This is a genomic window from Pelomonas sp. KK5 (assembly GCF_001984095.1).
GTDB lineage: Bacteria > Pseudomonadota > Gammaproteobacteria > Burkholderiales > Burkholderiaceae_C > KK5.
Genome location: NZ_LYVQ01000008.1, coordinates 24,129 through 40,580 on the forward strand (window position 1 = coordinate 24,129; position 16,452 = coordinate 40,580).

12 protein-coding genes are annotated in these 16,452 nt (G+C 67.7%); all 12 read right to left on the reverse strand.

Annotated elements, in window-relative coordinates; all coding sequences use genetic code 11:
* Positions 1 to 2: 2 nt before the first annotated feature.
* Positions 3 to 602 carry a hypothetical protein gene (locus B0W88_RS02120; protein ID WP_077032999.1) on the reverse strand — a complete coding sequence of 200 codons (600 nt, stop codon included), beginning with the start codon at positions 600 to 602 and terminating at the stop codon, positions 3 to 5.
* Between the two features lie 2 nt (positions 603 to 604).
* Positions 605 to 2,197 (reverse strand): alpha-D-glucose phosphate-specific phosphoglucomutase, encoded by a 1,593-nt coding sequence (locus B0W88_RS02125; RefSeq protein WP_083748513.1) that lies wholly within the window; start codon positions 2,195 to 2,197, stop codon positions 605 to 607.
* A gap of 38 nt (positions 2,198 to 2,235) precedes the next feature.
* Entirely contained in the window at positions 2,236 to 3,684 is a 1,449-nt protein-coding gene (gene glgA, locus B0W88_RS02130; protein ID WP_077033000.1) for a glycogen synthase GlgA, read from the reverse strand.
* Positions 3,681 to 4,943, reverse strand: coding sequence for a glucose-1-phosphate adenylyltransferase (glgC, locus tag B0W88_RS02135; protein ID WP_077033001.1), 1,263 nt, complete (start codon positions 4,941 to 4,943; stop codon positions 3,681 to 3,683). Before glgC ends, glgA begins: the two co-directional genes overlap by 4 nt.
* A gap of 11 nt (positions 4,944 to 4,954) precedes the next feature.
* A complete protein-coding gene (gene glgB, locus B0W88_RS02140; protein ID WP_077033002.1) occupies positions 4,955 to 7,129 on the reverse strand; it encodes a 1,4-alpha-glucan branching protein GlgB in 2,175 nt (724 codons plus the stop codon).
* A gap of 13 nt (positions 7,130 to 7,142) precedes the next feature.
* The gene (locus B0W88_RS02145; protein WP_077033003.1) at positions 7,143 to 8,279 is read right to left on the reverse strand and encodes an ABC transporter ATP-binding protein; all 1,137 of its coding nucleotides are present in this window, start codon (positions 8,277 to 8,279) and stop codon (positions 7,143 to 7,145) included.
* 52 nt (positions 8,280 to 8,331) lie between these two features.
* Positions 8,332 to 10,044, reverse strand: coding sequence for an alpha-glucosidase family protein (locus B0W88_RS02150; protein ID WP_077033004.1), 1,713 nt, complete (start codon positions 10,042 to 10,044; stop codon positions 8,332 to 8,334).
* Between the two features lie 5 nt (positions 10,045 to 10,049).
* Positions 10,050 to 11,687 (reverse strand): alpha-glucosidase family protein, encoded by a 1,638-nt coding sequence (locus B0W88_RS02155; RefSeq protein ID WP_077033005.1) that lies wholly within the window; start codon positions 11,685 to 11,687, stop codon positions 10,050 to 10,052.
* A 283-nt stretch (positions 11,688 to 11,970) separates the two neighbouring features.
* Positions 11,971 to 12,822 carry a carbohydrate ABC transporter permease gene (locus B0W88_RS02160; protein ID WP_198937744.1) on the reverse strand — a complete coding sequence of 284 codons (852 nt, stop codon included), beginning with the start codon at positions 12,820 to 12,822 and terminating at the stop codon, positions 11,971 to 11,973.
* The gene (locus B0W88_RS02165; RefSeq protein ID WP_077033007.1) at positions 12,819 to 13,733 is read right to left on the reverse strand and encodes a carbohydrate ABC transporter permease; all 915 of its coding nucleotides are present in this window, start codon (positions 13,731 to 13,733) and stop codon (positions 12,819 to 12,821) included. The genes B0W88_RS02160 and B0W88_RS02165 overlap by 4 nt, the downstream gene beginning before the upstream one ends.
* An 86-nt stretch (positions 13,734 to 13,819) precedes the next feature.
* Positions 13,820 to 15,070 carry an ABC transporter substrate-binding protein gene (locus B0W88_RS02170; protein ID WP_077033008.1) on the reverse strand — a complete coding sequence of 417 codons (1,251 nt, stop codon included), beginning with the start codon at positions 15,068 to 15,070 and terminating at the stop codon, positions 13,820 to 13,822.
* A 135-nt stretch (positions 15,071 to 15,205) separates the two neighbouring features.
* The gene (locus tag B0W88_RS02175; protein ID WP_077033009.1) at positions 15,206 to 16,234 is read right to left on the reverse strand and encodes a substrate-binding domain-containing protein; all 1,029 of its coding nucleotides are present in this window, start codon (positions 16,232 to 16,234) and stop codon (positions 15,206 to 15,208) included.
* Positions 16,235 to 16,452 lie beyond the last annotated feature (218 nt).

Consider the following 16,452-nt stretch of genomic DNA (forward strand, 5'->3'; position numbering starts at 1 on the left):
CCTCAGGGCAGCTCGGCGATGCGCAGGCCCGACAGCAGCGCGTCGAGGAAGGCCGGCGTCACCTCGCCGGCCAGCAGGTAGACGGTGGGAGAGCCGTCGACGAGGAAGTAGATGCGCTGCCGGCCGGGGCTGGGGGACTTGATCCAGAAGGCGCTGATGGCACCCTGGCTGCTGCGGGTGTAGCTCTCGCAGTTGTCGATGCCCTCGCCCTGTCGGGCCCGGGCCAGCGCCCGCTCGCCGGCGCGCGGTGGCCGGCCGATGGCTTCGAGGAACTGGCGGTTCGTGTGCACGCCCAGCGGCTTCAGCAAACCGTCGCGCTGGTAGGGGCGCAGCAGCCCGCCGGGGCTCAGCATGAGGAACTGCAGGCCCTGGCGCACTGTCGGCGCGGGCGCTTCCTCGTCTTCCGTCAGCAGCAGTTCGGCGATCTCGGACGGCGTCAGCTGCATCAGCAGCCGGCCGAAGCGCAGCGGGATGCAGGACTCGCAGCGCCGCTCCGCGGGCCAGGGGCGGGGTTCGAGCCGCGTGTCCGGCCGGGCCCGGGCCGGCGCCGGAAGGACGGCCGCCAGCGCGAGAGCGAGGGCGCCGAGCGTCCGTACCGGCATCTTCAGGTGATCACGTCGGGCTTCTCGCGCCCGGTGCGCTCGCGGATGCCCGCGATGCGGTCCGCCAGCTGGATCAGGTCGCCCAGCGCAATCTGGGTGTCCAGTTCGTGGCGCGCCGGATCGGGCTCGTAGCGCTCGATGTAGACGCGCAGCGTCGAGCCGGTGGTGCCGGTGCCGGAGAGTCGGTAGACGATGCGCGAGCCGTCCTCGAAGACGATGCGCAGGCCCTGGTGGCTGGAGACGCTGCCGTCCACCGGATCGGTGTAGCTGAAGTCGTCGGCGAGCTTCAGCTTCGGCAGCTCGCCCTTGAGCGTGACCAGCTGGGTGCCGAGGTCGGCCATCAGCTGCTTGGCCGCGGCCGAGTCGATCTCTTCGTAGTCGTGCCGCGTGTAGTAGTTGCGGCCGTAGGTGGCCCAGTGCTCGTGGGCGATCTGCAGCGCGCTCTGCTTGCGCGCGGCGAGGATGGACAGCCACAGCAGCACCGCCCAGACACCGTCCTTCTCGCGCACATGGTTCGACCCGGTGCCGGCGCTCTCCTCCCCGCACAGCGTGATCCTGCCGGCGTCCAGCAGGTTGCCGAAGAACTTCCAGCCGGTCGGTGTCTCGAAGCAGGGCACGCCGAGCTTCTGAGCCACGCGGTCGACCGCGCCGCTGGTGGGCATCGAGCGGGCCACGCCGGCGATGCCTGCTGCGTAGGCCGGCGCCAGGTGGGCATTGGCGGCCAGCATCGCCAGCGAGTCGGACGGCGGGATGAAGAGGCCGCGGCCGATGATCAGGTTGCGGTCGCCGTCGCCGTCGGAGGCGGCGCCGAGGTCGGGCGCGTCCTTGCCCATCATCAGCGCGTGCAGCTTGTGGGCGTGGACGAGGTTCGGGTCGGGGTGCTCGCCGCCGAAGTCGGTCAACGGCGTGCCGTTCATCACCGTGCCGGGCGCGGCGCCGAGTTCCTGTTCGAAGATCGCATGGGCGTAGGGGCCGGTGACCGCATGCATCGCATCGAAGGCGAGGCGGAAGCCGCCCGCGAACAGCGCCTTCAGGGCCGGGAAGTCGAACAGCGACTTCATCAGCTCGAGGTAGTCGGCCACCGAGTCGATCACCTCGACCTGCATGCCGCCGAGCTGGTGCTTGGCGATGATGGCGAGATCGATGTCGGGTGCATCAGTCGTCAGGTACTCGTTGATCACCTGCGTGCGGGCGTAGATCGCATCGGTGATCTTCTCGGGCGCGGGGCCGCCGTTGTCGCCGTTGAACTTGATGCCGAAGTCACCCTCGGGCCCGCCCGCGTTGTGGCTGGCCGAGAGGATCAGGCCGCCGAAGGCCTGGTGCTTGCGGATCACGTTCGATGCGGCCGGCGTGGACAGGATGCCGTGCTGGCCGACGAGCACGCGAGCAAAGCCGTTGGCCGCGGCCATCTTCAGCACCAGCTGGATCGCGGTGTCGTTGAAGTAGCGGCCGTCGCCGCCGACCACCAGCGTCAGGCCGCCGAAGCCTTCGCCGGGCCGTACCGCATCGAACACCGACTGGACGAAGTTCGCCAGGTAGTGGCCGGCCTGGAACTCGGTGACGCGCTTGCGCAGCCCGCTCGTGCCGGGCTTCATGCCGGCGATCGGTGCGGTGGCGATGTGGTGGACAGCGTTCACTTGCGGCTTCCCTTCTGCAGCAGCGAGGCATAGAGCGCCGCGTACTCCGCGGCGGAGGCCTGCCAGCCGACGTCGGCCTTCATGCCGTTGCGCTGCATCTGCTGCCAGTGCCCGGGATGATGGCGGTAGAGCTGGACCGTGCGCCGCAGCGCTTCCAGCAGGCCCTCGGCGGTGACCTCGGCAAACTGGATGCCCGTCGCCACGCCGGCCTTCAGCGCGGCGTCGTTGGCGTCGATGACCGTATCGGCCAGCCCGCCGACCCGCGACACGACGGGCACGCAGCCGTAGCGCAGCCCGTAAAGCTGTGTAAGTCCGCAAGGCTCGAAGCGCGAGGGCACCAGGATCGCATCGCTGCCGCCCTGCAGCAGGTGGGACAGCGGCTCGTCGTAGCCGATCTTCAGCGCCACGCGCCGCGGGTGCGACTGCGCGCCGGCGCGCAGCGCGGCTTCCAGGCCCGCATCGCCGCTGCCCAGGATCGCCAGCCGCGCGCCGGTGGCGGCCACGGCGGCCATGTGGTGGGCGACGAGGTCGATGCCCTTCTGGTCGGTCAGCCGCGTGATCATGCAGACCAGCGGCGAGGAGTCGTCGGCCGGCAGTTCGAAGACGCGCTCGATCTCGCGCTTGTTGGACAGGCGCGGGCTCAGGTCTTGCGCGCCGTAGCGGGCGGGCAGCAGCGTGTCGGTGGCGGGGTTCCACACGTCCAGGTCGATGCCGTTGACGATGCCGCTGACGGCGGCCTGGCGCCAGCGCAGCATCGAGTCCAGGCCCATGCCGTCCTTCTGCGTGCGGATTTCGTGGGCGTAGGTGGGGCTGACGGTCGTGATCGCCGTGGCGAACTGGATGCCGGCCTTCAGGTAGCCGATGTCGCCCCAGTATTCGAGGCCGTGCATCGAGAAGGCCTCGTCCGGCAGGCCCAGCTGCGGCCAGACGGCCGTCTTGAACTGGCCCTGGAAGGCGAGGTTGTGGATGGTCAGGACGGTGGGCGGCTGGCGCTTGCCCTCGCCGAGGTAGTGCAGGTAGGCGGGGACGAGGGCGCCCTGCCAGTCGTGGACGTGGAGCAGGTCAGGCGCGTAGCCCTTGAGTTCGCCCCAGCCGATGCGGGCGGCGGCGTGGGACAGCGCGGCATAGCGCTGGGCGTTGTCGGGCCAGTCGCGGCCGCCGGCGTCGAGGTACGGGTTGCCGGGGCGGTCGTAGAGATGGGGCACATCGAGCACCAGCAGGTTCTCGGACGCCAGCAACTGCGCCGGCCCGCCGAACCAGTCGGGCCACTCGGCCACCGGCTTCGGCGCCTTCATCGCCGCGATCACCTTCGGATGGCCGGGCAGCAGCGTGCGTACGTCGACGCCCAGCGGTGCCAATGCCGCGGGCAGCGCACCGACCACGTCGGCCAGGCCGCCGGTCTTGAGCATCGGAAACATCTCCGATGCGACGCTGAGGACTTTCATGCGATCTTGTTGATCATGTCCTGGGTGATCAGGCACACGCCCTGGTCGGTCCGGCGGAAACGCGAGGCATCGAGTTCAGGATCCTGGCCGACGACCAGCCCTTCGGGGATCGTGACCCCGCGGTCGATCACCACCCGGCTCAGGTCCGCATGCGCGCCGATCGTCACGTAGGGCAGGATCACCGCCTCCTCGATCGCCGCGTACGAATGCACCCGCACCCCGGTGAACAGCAGCGACTGCCGCAGCGTGCTGCCCGAGACGATGCAGCCGCCCGAGACCAGCGAGCTGATCGCCATGCCGCGCCGGCCCTCGATGTCGTGGACGAACTTGCAGGGCGCGGTCAGTTCCGAATAGGTCCAGATCGGCCACTCGGTGTCGTAGATGTCCAGGGCCGGGGTGACGGCGGTGAGGTCGATGTTGGCGTCGAAGTAGGCGTCCACCGTGCCGACGTCGCGCCAGTAGGCCTCGGCCTCGTACTCGCTGCGCACGCAGGAGGTGGAGAAGCGGTGGGCGACCGCCTTGCCGTGCTTGACGACCCAGGGGATCAGGTCCTTGCCGAAGTCGTGGCTGGAGCTCGGGTTGGCGGCGTCTTCCTTCAGCAGCTCGAACAGGTAGTCGGTGTTGAAGACGTAGATGCCCATCGAGGCCAGCGCCATGTCCGGGTTGCCGGGAATGCCGGGCGGGTCGGCGGGCTTCTCGATGAAGGTGTGGATCACGTCCTTCTCGTCCACGTGCATCACGCCGAAGCCGGTGGCCTCCATGCGCGGCACTTCGAGGCAGCCCAGCGTCACGTCGGCGCCGGAGTCGACGTGCTGCTGCAGCATCACCTCGTAGTCCATCTTGTAGATGTGGTCGCCGGCGAGCACGACGATGTAGCGCGGCGCGTAGCTTTCGACGATGTCGATGTTCTGGAACACCGCGTCGGCGGTGCCGCGGTACCAGGCGTCTTCGGACACGCGCTGGCTGGCCGGCAGGATGTCGAAGCTCTCGTTGCGCTCCGCGCGCATGAAGCTCCAGCCGCGCGTCAGGTGGCGGATCAGGCTGTGGGCCTTGTACTGCGTGGCCACGCCGATGCGGCGGATGCCGGAGTTCAGCGCGTTGCTCAAGGCGAAGTCGATGATCCGCGTCTTGCCGCCGAAGTAGACGGCCGGCTTGGCGCGGGTGTCGGTCAGCTCCATCAGGCGGCTGCCGCGGCCGCCGGCGAGTACGAAGGCCATGGCATCGCGGGCCAGGCGATTGCTGCGGTTGCTCGGGGTCATGTCCGGTCTCCTTACGGCATCAACTCGAAATAGACGGTCGCCAGCGGGGGCAGTGACAACTCGATTGAATAGGGCTTGCCGTTCCAAGGCAAGGCCTGTGCGGTGATCTCGCCGAACGGCGCGCCGACATTGCTGCCGCCGTAGAAGGCGGAGTCGGTGTTCAGCCGTTCGCGGTAGACGCCCGGCCGCGGCACGCCGATGCGGAAGCCGTGGTGCACGGTGGGCGTGAAGTTGCTGGCGATCACGAAGAGGCGGTCATCGCCCCCGTGGCCGCGGCGCGCGAAGGCGATCACCGAGCGCTCGGCGTCGCCGTGCTCGATCCACTCGAAGCCGCTGGGGTCGAAGTCGCGCTGGTACAGCGCCGGGGCCTCGCGGTAGAGCTTGTTCAGGTCACGCACCAGCCGCTGCATGCCGTGGTGCAGCGGGATGTCGAGCTGGTGCCAGTCCAGGCTCTGGTCGTGGTTCCATTCGGCGCCTTGGGCGAACTCGCAGCCCATGAACAGCAGCTTCTTGCCCGGGTGCGCCCACATGAAGCCGTAGAAGGCGCGCAGGTTGGCGAACTTCTGCCAGCCGTCGCCCGGCATCTTGGTGAGCATCGAGCCCTTGCCGTGCACGACCTCGTCGTGCGAGATCGGCAGCACGAAGTTCTCGTTGTAGGCGTAGACCATGGCGAAGGTGATCTCGCCATGGTGGTAGCGGCGGTGGATCGGGTCGCGCTGCATGTACTGCAGCGTGTCGTGCATCCAGCCCATGTTCCACTTGAAGTGGAAGCCGAGGCCGCCGGCGAAGGTGGGACGCGAGACGGCGGGGAAGGCGGTGGATTCCTCGGCCAGCGTCATCGCCTCGGCCCGCTCGCCGCCGACGACCTCGTTCATCCGCTTGAGGAAGGCGATCGCCTCCAGGTTCTCGCGCCCGCCGTGGACGTTGGGCAGCCACTCGCCGGCCTTGCGGCTGTAGTCGCGGTAGAGCATCGAGGCCACGGCGTCCACCCGCAGCCCGTCCACGCCGAAGCGCTCAAGCCAATACAGGGCGTTGCCGACCAGGAAGTTCGCCACCTCGGTGCGGCCGAGGTTGTAGATCAGCGTGTTCCAGTCCTGGTGGAAGCCTTCGCGTGGGTCCGCGTATTCGTAGAGGTGGGTGCCGTCGAAGTTGGCCAGGCCGTGGGTGTCGGTCGGGAAATGGGCCGGCACCCAATCGAGGATCAGGCCCAGGCCGGCCTGGCGGCAGGCATCGCAGAAGCGGCGGAAGCCGGCGGCATCGCCGAAGCGCGAGGTCGGGGCGTACATGCCGATCGGCTGATAGCCCCAGGAGCCGTCGAAGGGGTGCTCGGTGATCGGCAGCAGCTCGAGATGGGTGAAGCCCATGTCGACGGCATAACTGACAAGATCCTCTGACAGTTCGTCCCACGTGAGCCAGTGGATGCCGTCGCGGCGGCGCCAGGAGCCGAGGTGAACCTCGTAGATGCTGACCGGGGCGTCCAGCGCGTTGGCGCGCTGGCGATCTTCCGACGGCGGCACCAGCGTCGGCAGGTGGCCGACGACGCTCGCCGTGGCCGGCCGCAGCTCGGACTGCAGCGCGTAGGGATCGGCCTTCTGCGGCAGCAGGCGGCCGGCGGCATCGTGCAGCTCGAACTTGTAGCGCGCGCCTTCGGCCACGCCCGGGATGAACAGCTCCCAGACGCCGCACTCTCGGCGCAGCCGCATCGGATGGCGACGGCCGTCCCAGTAGTTGAAGTCGCCGATGACGGCGGCGCTGGAGGCGTTGGGCGCCCAGACCGCGAAGGCGGTGCCCGCCACGCCTAGCATCTCGCGCGGCGTGGCGCCCAGCACCTCGTAGGGCCGCAGGTGCCGGCCCTCGCCGAGCAGCCAGGCGTCCATCTCGCCGAGCACCTGGGGGAAGCGGTAAGGGTCGTCGAGTTCGGACTTGTTGCCGTCGTCCCAGCTGACATGGAGCCGGTAGTCGGCGGGCGCGTCGGCCGGCAACTCGCCCTCGAAGAAGCCTTCGTCGTGCAGCTGTCGCAGCGTGGTGACCAGCTTCCTGCCGGACCAGGCCTCGACATGCCGCGCCTTGGGCAGGAACACGCGCAGCCAGCGCTTGCCGTCCGGATCGGCATGGGGGCCCAGCAAGGAGAACGGATCGCCGTGTCGAGCGGCGAGCAGGGCGGCGACGGCGGCGGCGTGGATCATGGGTACGGTTGTATCAGCCCGGGAGGTCCACGGTGCGGCGGAATGCCTGTCCCTTTGAGTCGAAGAGGTGACATTGGTCGGCGCGCAGGCGCAGGGTGAGCTTCTCGCCGGGCTCGTGCAGCGCGTGGCCTTCGAGGCGCAGCGTGGCCAGCGGGGCATCGGGCGCGATGTCCACGTAGAGCAGCGATTCGTTGCCTAGGCGCTCCATCTGGCGCAGCGCGGCGGGCAGCGCGCTACCCACCGCCTCGTCCCCGCAGAGCAGGTGCTCCGGCCGGATGCCCAGCGTCACCGCATCGCCGGCCTTGGCGCTGCGGGCGTCCACGGCCACCTTCAGCTCGATCCCGTGCACCGCGACCACGGCGTAGTCCGCCTCCGCGCTGACCAGCCGCGCCGGCATCACGTTCATTTTCGGGCTGCCGATGAACTCGGCGACGAACAGGTTCTGCGGGCGGTGATACAGCTCCATCGGCGAGCCGAACTGGGCCACGCTGCCCTCGTCCTGCGCCGCCTTGCCGGCGCGCAGCAGCACGATCTTGTCGGCCAGCGTCATCGCCTCCACCTGGTCGTGGGTGACGTAGATCATGCTGGAGCGGCCGATGTCGTGGTGCAGCTTGGCGATCTCCAGCCGGGTCTGCACGCGCAGCGCCGCGTCGAGGTTGGACAGCGGCTCGTCGAACAGGAAGACGTCCGGCTCCTTGACGATGGCCCGGCCGATGGCGACCCGCTGGCGCTGGCCGCCGGAGAGCTGCTTGGGCAGGCGGTCCAGCAGGGCGGAGAGCTGCAGGATGTCGGCGGCCTTCTTGACCTTGGCGTCGATGGAGGCCTTGTCGGCGCCGAGCACGCGCAGGCCGAAGGCCATGTTCTCGGCCACCGTCATGTGCGGATACAGCGCGTAGCTCTGGAACACCATCGCCACGCCGCGCTTGGCCGGGGGCAGGTCGTTCATGCGTTTGCCGCCGATCGAGAGATCGCCGGCGCTGATCGTCTCCAGGCCGGCGACCATGCGCAGCAGCGTGGACTTGCCGCAGCCCGACGGGCCGACGAAGACGCAGAACTCGCCCGCCTCGATGGTCAGGTTGGCGTCGTTGATCGTCAGCGGCAGCGTAGGCGCATAGCGCTTGCTGATGTTCTTCAGTTCGATGCGTGACACGGTTTGTCTCCTGTCGTACTGCTTGTCGTTTTGTGTGCGATCGTCGTTCTTGTCAGGCGAGTCTGGCGAACAGCACTCCCCAGGGCTCGAAGGTGATCTTGTCACCCTTCGCCGTGGGCCTGGCGCCCGTGGCGTGGCTGTCTCCCAACAGGGTAGCCGTCTTCATGCCGGCCGGCAGATCGAGCTTGACCGCCTCGGGGCCGATGTTGAAGGCGCAGAGCACCCGGCTGCCCTCATGCTCGCGCACCCAGGCCAGCACCTGCGGGTGCGCGGGCAGCAGTGTCAGGTCGCCCTGCATCAGCTCGGGCACCGTGCGGCGCCAGGCGAGCAGGTGGCGGTAGTGGTTCAGCAGCGAGGTCTGGTCGTCGTCCTGCTCGTTGACGGCCAGCGGTCGCTGCGCCTCGGAGACGGGCAGCCAGGGCTTGGCCCTGTCCTTCTTGGCCTTCTTGAGCTTCTTGCCGGAGGAGAAGCCGAGGTCGGTCTTGTCGGACTTCCAGGGGAAGGGCGTGCGGCAGCCGTCGCGGCCCTTGAACTCGGGCCACATCGTGATGCCGTACGGGTCCTGCAGGTCCTCGAAGGCCACGTCGGCCTCGGGCAGGCCCAGCTCGTCGCCCTGGTAGATGCAGGAGGCGCCGCGCAGGCTCAGCTGCAGCGCGGCGGCGAGGCGGGTCAGGCGCGGGTCGGGATCGGCGCCGCCCCAGCGGGTGGCGATGCGCTTGACGTCGTGGTTGGAGATGGCCCAGCACGCCCAGCCCTTGTCGGGCGTCGGCGCAGCCTTTTCGAACTTGTCGATCACGCCGCGGATGTAACCGGCGCTGAAGTCGTCGGTCAGCAGGTCGAAGCAGTAGCCCATGTGCAGCTTGTCGCCATCGGCCGTGTACTTCGCGACCATCAGCATGCCGGACTCGTCGCCGACCTCGCCGACCATGGCGGTGTCCGGGTACTGGTCGGTCAGCGCGCGGATGCGCTGCAGGAATTTCAGTGCATCGGGGCGGCTGCGGTCGTAGACGTGCTTCTGCCAGGAGTAGGGGTTGGTGGACGGTGCGGTGCCGGGGCCGGTGGCGGGCTCGCCGGTGCCGGGGTTGTTGCGCAGCTTCTCGTCGTGGTAGCAGAAGTTGATGGCGTCCAGCCGCAGGCCGTGCACGCCCAGGTCCAGCCAGAACTTCACCGAGTCCAGCAGGGCCTGCTGAACCTCGGGGTTATGGAAGTTGAGGTCGGGCTGGCTGGTCAGGAAGTTGTGCAGGTAGTACTGGCGGCGGCGCGTGTCCCACTGCCAGGAGCTGCCGCCGAAGACGCTCAGCCAGTTGTTCGGCGGGTTGCCGTCCGGCTTGGCGTCGGCCCAGACGAACCAGTCGGCCTTGGGGTTGGTGCGGCTGGCGCGGCTCTCGACGAACCAGGCGTGCTGGTCTGAGCAGTGCGAGAGCACCTGGTCGATCATCACCTTCAGGCCCAGCTTGTTCGCCTTGGCGATCAGCTCGCGGAAGTCGTCCAAGCTGCCGAACATCGGGTCGACGTCGCAGTAGTCGCTGACGTCGTAGCCGAAGTCCTTCATCGGGCTCTTGAAGAAGGGCGAGAGCCAGACCGCGTCCACGCCCAGGCTGGCGATGTAGTCCAGCCGCCGGGTGATGCCGGGCAGGTCGCCGATGCCGTCGCCGTTGCTGTCCTGGTAGCTGCGCGGGTAGACCTGGTAGATGACGCCGGAGCGCCACCAGTCGGTGCCAGGTCTTGCTGCTGCTGCTGCTGCGGTCTTCGCGGTCTTGCTCATGGTGTTCAGTTCAGTGGCGCCAGCAGCACGCCGTAGGGTGCGAAGCTGACGGTGGTGGGGTCGGTGGTCCAGGCGCCGTCGCTCATCGGGGAGGGCTGTGCAAGCGCCGTGCCAGCGGGCAGCGTGAGCGCTGCGGCGCTGTCGCTGAGGTTGAAGGCGCAGAGCAGCTTCTGCCCATCGTGCTCGCGGACGAAGGCCAGCACCTGCTCGTGGGCCGGCAGCAGGCTCATCGTTCCGTCGATCAGCGCCGGCTGCGTGCGGCGCCAGGCGAGGAAGCGGCGGTAGAAGTTCAGCACCGAGGCGGGGTCGTGTTCCTGCACGTCGGCGGCCAGCGCGCGGTGCGCTTCGGCCACGGGCAGCCAGGGCTTCGCATTCGGGTCGGCGCTGGAGAAGCCGAGATCCTTGGCGGTCGAATCCCAGGGCATCGGCGTGCGGCAGCCGTCGCGGCCCTTGAACTCCGGCCACATGGTGATGCCGTAGGGATCCTGCAGATCCTCGAAGGCGATCTCGGCTTCGGGCAGGCCGAGCTCGTCGCCCTGGTAGAGGCAGGCGGTGCCGCGCAGGCTCAGCTGCAGCGCGGCGGCGAGCTTGACGAGCGCCAGCGGCGCCTGCTTCCCTCCCCAGCGGGTGGCCACGCGCGGGATGTCGTGGTTGGTGATCGCCCAGCAGGGCCAGCCGCTGCCGACCACCTCGTTGAAGCGGGTGAACACCTGGTGCAGGTAGGGCGCCGAATGGGCTTCGCCGAGCAGGTCGAAGCAGTAGGCCATGTGGAGCTTGTCGCCGCCCGAGGTGTACTCGGCGACGCGGGCCAGGCCGTCGTCGTCGCCGATCTCGCCGACCATCGTGGTGTCGGCCTTGGTGTCGAGCAGCGCGCGCAGCTTCTTCAGGAACTCGAGGTTCTCGGGCTGGCTCTTGTCGTAGAGGTGGCGCTGCCAGGAGTACGGATTGACGGCGGTCACGGCCGGGTCGGAACCATCGGGCATGCCACGGCCGGGGTTGCTGCGCAGCTGCCTGTCGTGGAAGTAGAAGTTGACGACGTCGAGCCGGTAGCCGTCCACGCCGAAGTCCAGCCAGAACTTCACCGAGTCGAGCACGGCCTGCTGAACCTCGGGGTGATGGAAGTTGAGGTCGGGCTGGCTGGTGAGGAAGTTGTGCAGGTAATACTGCTTGCGCCGCGTGTCCCACTGCCAGGCGCTGCCACCGAAGATGGACAGCCAGTTGTTGGGCGGCGTGCCATCGTCGTGGGCGTCGGCCCAGACGTACCAGTCGGCCTTGGGGTTGGTGGTGCTGGAACGGCTCTCGACGAACCAGAGGTGGGTGTCGGCGCTGTGCGAATAAACCTGGTCGATCATGACCTTGAGGCCCAGCGCGTGGGCCTTGGCGATCAGTTGGCGCAGGTCGTCCAGGGTGCCGAACATCGGGTCGACATCGCAGTAGTCGCTGATGTCGTAGCCGAAGTCCTTCATCGGGCTCTTGAAGAAGGGCGAGAGCCAGATGCCATCGGCACCCAGCTTGGCCACATGCTCCAGGCGAGCGGTGATGCCGCGCAGGTCGCCGATGCCATCGCCGTTGCTGTCGGCGAAGCTGCGGGGGTAGATCTGGTAGATGACGCCGCCGCGCCACCATTCGTTTTTGCTGCTCATTTGGTTCTTCGACGTTTTGGCTGATCGCCGGACTGCGGGTTCGCGATTACTCCGTGTCCCCCGGTCGCTGCGCTCCCTCCTCCTTTACCTGCGTAATCGCGAACCCGCAGTCCGGCTTCCGTTGCAGTCGGCGCGCGCGAGGGGCGTTCGCGAAGACGTGGCGAGCAGGAGTACCGGGAGGCCTGGTGCGCAGGTAAAAGGAGGAGGCCGCGGAGCGGCCGGGGGACACGGAGCACCAGGCCTCCCGGTGCTCCTGCGCTGGTGGCGATAGACAACACCAGAATCACCCCTTCACAGCGCCAGCCGTGAGTCCAGAAACGATCTTGCGCTGGAAGGCCAGCACCAGTACCACCAAGGGCACCGTCACGATCACCGACGCCGCCATGATGCTGCCCCACGGCACCTCATACGCCGTGGCGCCGGTGATCAGCGAGATGCTGACCGGCACGGTCCGTTGCAGGTCGTCGTTGACGAAGGTCAGTGCAAAGAGGAACTCGTTCCACGCGCCGATGAAGGCCAGCAGGCCGGTGGAAACCAGGGCCGGCCACAAGAGCGGCATGAAGACCTGGAAGATCACCCGTGTCGGGCCGCAGCCGTCCATGATCGCGGCCTCTTCCAGTTCCTTGGGCAGGCCGCGCATGAAGGTGGTCAGCACCCAGACGGTGAAGGGCAGCGTGAACACCGTGTAGGGCACGACCAGGCCGATCGAGAGGTTGTACAGGCCCAGCGCCTGCATCAGCTCGAACATGCCCGAGAGCACCGCCACCTGCGGGAACATCGACACCGCCAGGATCAGCAGCAGCAGCGTGGCCTTGCCGCGGAACTGGATGCGGCCCAGCGCGTAGGAGGCGGTGATCGCCATCAGCAGCGAGATCGCCACGGTGACGGTGGACACCATGATCGAGTTCATCAGGTGGCGGCCGAACGGCTGCCGGCCCTCGAAGAGCTGGATGTAGTTCTTCCAGGTCGGCGACTTGGGCCACAGCGAGGCGTCGAACAGCGCGGTGCCGGTCTTGAAGCTAGTGGTGATCGTGTAGAGGAACGGATAGACCGAAATCACCACCACCAGCGCCGCCAGCGAATACAAGGCGATCGAGCCCCACATCGGGCGTTGGGTGTCTCCCTGGGCAATCATGACGATTCCTCCGACAGCTTCACCCGCGCCGCCCGCAGGAACAGCACCGCGGTGACGAAGATGATGATGGTGAGCGAGGTCGAGGCCGCCGAGCCGAAGCCGAGGTTGCCGTTGTCCACCATCTCGCGCCGCACGAAGCCGGACATGCTGATCGTGCTGCCGCTGTTGGACGTGAGCACGAAGATCAGGTCGAAGATGCGCAGCGCATCGAGCAGCCGGAACACCACCGCCACGAACAGCGGGCCCTTGATCAGCGGCAGCGTCACCTTCCAGAACACGCGCAGCGGATGCACGCCGTCCACCTTGGCGGCCTCGTAGCAGTCCTTGGGCAGGGTCTGCAGCGCGGCCAGGATCAGCAGGGCCATGAAGGGCGTGGTCTTCCACACGTCCACCGCGACGACGGTCCACAGCGCGTAGGCCGGGTCCGCCGTCCAGGCGATCTTGTGGTCGATCAGGTGCCAGTCCAGCAGCAGCTGGTTGATCAGGCCGAACTGGTCATGCAGCATCCAGCCCCACATCTTGGCGGACACGATGGTCGGGATCGCCCAGGGCACCAGCACGGCGGTGCGCACCAGCATGCGGCCGCGGAACTCCTGGTTCAGCAGCATCGCCACGCCCAGGCCGAACAGCGTCTCCAGCAGCACCGAGATGATCGAGAACTTGAAGGTGTTGCCGATGGCCACGCCCCAGTCGCTGGCCCAGAAGCCCTCGGTGTAGTTGGAGTTGAAGAACAAGCCGAACTCGCCGAAGTAGTTCGACAGGCCGACGAAGCTGCCGGCCGAGATGTCGTTGATGTTGGTGTCGGTCAGGCTGAACCAGATCGAGCGCGCCAGCGGCCAGCCGGCCACGGCGGCCATCAGCACCAGCATCGGCACGAGAAAGGTCCAGGCGACCCGGGTCCGATCGTTCATGAACAACCCCTCTGAACGAGATGAACAGGGACAACAGGCCGGCAGCCTGCCTTCACAGGCACGCCGCCGGCCACTCGGTCAGCGGATTACCACTTGTCGCGCTTGATCGTCTTCAGCTTGGCTTCGAGCTTCTTGACGGCATCGGTGCCGGTGCTCTTCTTCTCGAGCACGTCGTGGGCGGCGTCCCAGAAGGCGTTGGACACCTGCGGATACTTCAGGCCGGTCTCGGTGGCCGGGCGGGCGACGGCGCTGGTGAACACTTCCAGCAGCTGGCCCATGAAGGGGTTGGCCTTCAGCACGTCGGCGTCCTTGTACAGCTCGGGCATCGTCGGGTTGTAGGAGCCGTTGATCGCGCGCTTCTTCTGCACCTCGGCGCTGGCGAGATACATCACGAGGTCGGCGGCGGCGTCCACGTTCTTCGAGTACTTGTTGACGGCCAGCTGCCAGCCGCCGAGAGCCGCGGCCTTGCTGCTGCCGCCGGAGGGCAGGGCGGCCACGCCGACCTTGCCCTTGATCACGCTGTCCTTGTCCTGCGCCAGGTTCCAGGCATAGGGCCAGTTGCGCATGAAGACCGCGTGGCCGTTCTGGAACACGCCGCGGGCGTCTTCCTCACCGTAGTTCAGCACGCCGCCCGGGGCGATGGTGCCGATCCACGAAGCGGCCGTGTCCAGCGCCTTGGCCGCCTTCGGGTTGTTGATCGTGATGTTGCCCTGCTTGTCGATGATGGTGCCGCCGCCGGCGCTGTACACCCACTCGATCGCGTCGCAGGTCAGGCCTTCATAGGCCTTGGCCTGGAAGACGAAGCCCTGCAGCTCGGCGCTCTTCTCGCCGTCCATCACCTTCTTGGCGGCGGCGGCCAGCTCGTCCCAGGTCTGGGGCGTGGCGATCTTGTACTTGTCCAGCAGGTCCTTGCGATAGAACAGCAGGCCGGCGTCGGTGAACCAGGGCATGGCCAGCAGCTTGCCGCCCACCACGTTGTTGTTGACCATCGCCGGGAAGTACTTGGACTCCGCGCCCTTGCTGTACTTGCCCAGGTCCACCAGGTGGTCCTTGATCACGCCGGGCCAGACCACGTCGATGGACAGCACGTCGATCTCGGTGGCCTTGGCGGCGAACTGCTGGCGCAGCAGCGCGAGCTTGTCGGTGGAGCTGGTCGGGGCGGTGTAGGCCTTGACCGTGTTGCCGGTCTTCTTCGCCCATTCCTCGGCGTAGGGCAGGCAGTTCTGGACGTCGTTGGCGGTGGCGCCGCAATCGATCGTCAGCGAGGCGGCGTGGGCGGTGCTGAAACCAGCCAGCAGCAGGCCGGCAGCGAGGGGGGTGAGGAAGCGGGCTTTCATCGTCTTGTCTCCGTAGGTTCGTGCCGTGGACGATTTGTTTGTCTGTTCCACAGCGCTTTGGTGATGATCAAAAGCGCTTTGGACTTTACGGACAAGGGGGATGTGAAGTATTGGGGTTTTCCCTTTAACTTGCTTTCAGCCGGCCGGCGCGAGACCCAGCGAGCGGCCGTTGACGAACTGCGGCTGGCGCAGCACGTGCGGTTCCTCCAGCGGCTTGCCCTCGATCATCTTCAGCAGCATGTCGGCCATGGTCCAGCCGGAGGCGTGCGCGGTGGGCTGGGCGATGGCGGCGATGTCCTGGTCGTACAGCGGCGTGTCGGTGGGCAGGCCGTCGATGACGATCACCGACATCTCGCTGCCGATCGCCACGCCGGCCTGCAACAGCGCCCGCACGACGCCGACGCCGCAGAGGTTGCTGTCCACCAGGATGGCGGTGGGCCGCTGCGCGTCCATCGCCAGCAGCCGCCTGGTGGCCTCGTAGCCGCCGCGGCGGTCGTGGCCGCCGGTCAGCACATGCTCGGGGTTAGGTGTCAGGCCGGCCAGCTGCATCGCCTTCAGGTAGCCGTCGTAGCGCTGCTGGGCGAAGTTCAGGTTCAGCGGCGAGTGGATGTAGGCGATGCGGCGGTGGCCGCGGGCGGTCAGCTCGGCCATCGCCAGCCGCGTGCAGGCCTCGTTGTCGAAGTCCAGCCAGGGGAAGTCGTCGCAGTCGCCGGTGCGGCCGTAGCCGATGAAGGGCATGCGGGTGCCCCGCAGGTAGTCGATGCGCTCGTCGGCGACGCGGGTGTGGGCGACGATCAGCCCGTCCACCCGGCGGCCCTTGACCAGGCGCTCGTAGGTGCGCAGCTCGGTCTTCTTGCGGGCCACGGCCAGCAGCACGTCGTAGCCGGCGCCGTCGAGCCGGTCCGACACGCCGCCGATCATCTCCAGGAACAGCGGGTTGCCCATGAAGTCGGCCTCGACCGGGTAGACGATGCCCACCGCGTCGGCCCGCCCGGTGGCCAGGCGCCGCGCGGCCGGGCTGGGCTCGTAGCCGGCGGCCTTGGCGGCGGCGGCCACGCGCTCGCGCGTCGCTTCGCTGACGTCCGAATAGCCGTTCAGCGCGCGGCTCACCGTCGTCGGGGAGAGCTTCAGCTGCGCGGCCAGCTGCTTCAGGTCGATGGCCATCTTGTTCTTCTCGGAGATGTCTGCCGGTGAGGCGAGCGATTGTGGCAGTCTTCCAATGCGTTTTGGAAGTCGTGCGATTGCCGCACGGTCAAGCCCCTAGCTTCGTTAAAAAGCAGCGCATTTCAGGGACGGTTACACCCAAGAATGAGGGGAATATCCACCACACGCGGCAAGATGTCGGCACTTGACATTTCGGCAGGGTGATTGGCCCCTGCAAG

Excerpts from the sequence above, each read along its gene's own strand:
- B0W88_RS02120 (WP_077032999.1), bottom strand. The coding sequence starts at position 602 with ATGCCGGTACGGACGCTCGGCGCCCTCGCTCTCGCGCTGGCGGCCGTC.
- B0W88_RS02125 (WP_083748513.1), bottom strand. The coding sequence starts at position 2,197 with ATGAAGCCCGGCACGAGCGGGCTGCGCAAGCGCGTCACCGAGTTCCAG.
- glgA (WP_077033000.1), bottom strand. The coding sequence starts at position 3,684 with ATGAAAGTCCTCAGCGTCGCATCGGAGATGTTTCCGATGCTCAAGACC.
- glgC (WP_077033001.1), bottom strand. The coding sequence starts at position 4,943 with ATGACCCCGAGCAACCGCAGCAATCGCCTGGCCCGCGATGCCATGGCC.
- glgB (WP_077033002.1), bottom strand. The coding sequence starts at position 7,129 with ATGATCCACGCCGCCGCCGTCGCCGCCCTGCTCGCCGCTCGACACGGC.
- B0W88_RS02150 (WP_077033004.1), bottom strand. The coding sequence starts at position 10,044 with ATGAGCAAGACCGCGAAGACCGCAGCAGCAGCAGCAGCAAGACCTGGC.
- B0W88_RS02155 (WP_077033005.1), bottom strand. The coding sequence starts at position 11,687 with ATGAGCAGCAAAAACGAATGGTGGCGCGGCGGCGTCATCTACCAGATC.
- B0W88_RS02160 (WP_198937744.1), bottom strand. The coding sequence starts at position 12,822 with ATGATTGCCCAGGGAGACACCCAACGCCCGATGTGGGGCTCGATCGCC.
- B0W88_RS02165 (WP_077033007.1), bottom strand. The coding sequence starts at position 13,733 with ATGAACGATCGGACCCGGGTCGCCTGGACCTTTCTCGTGCCGATGCTG.
- B0W88_RS02170 (WP_077033008.1), bottom strand. The coding sequence starts at position 15,070 with ATGAAAGCCCGCTTCCTCACCCCCCTCGCTGCCGGCCTGCTGCTGGCT.
- B0W88_RS02175 (WP_077033009.1), bottom strand. The coding sequence starts at position 16,234 with ATGGCCATCGACCTGAAGCAGCTGGCCGCGCAGCTGAAGCTCTCCCCG.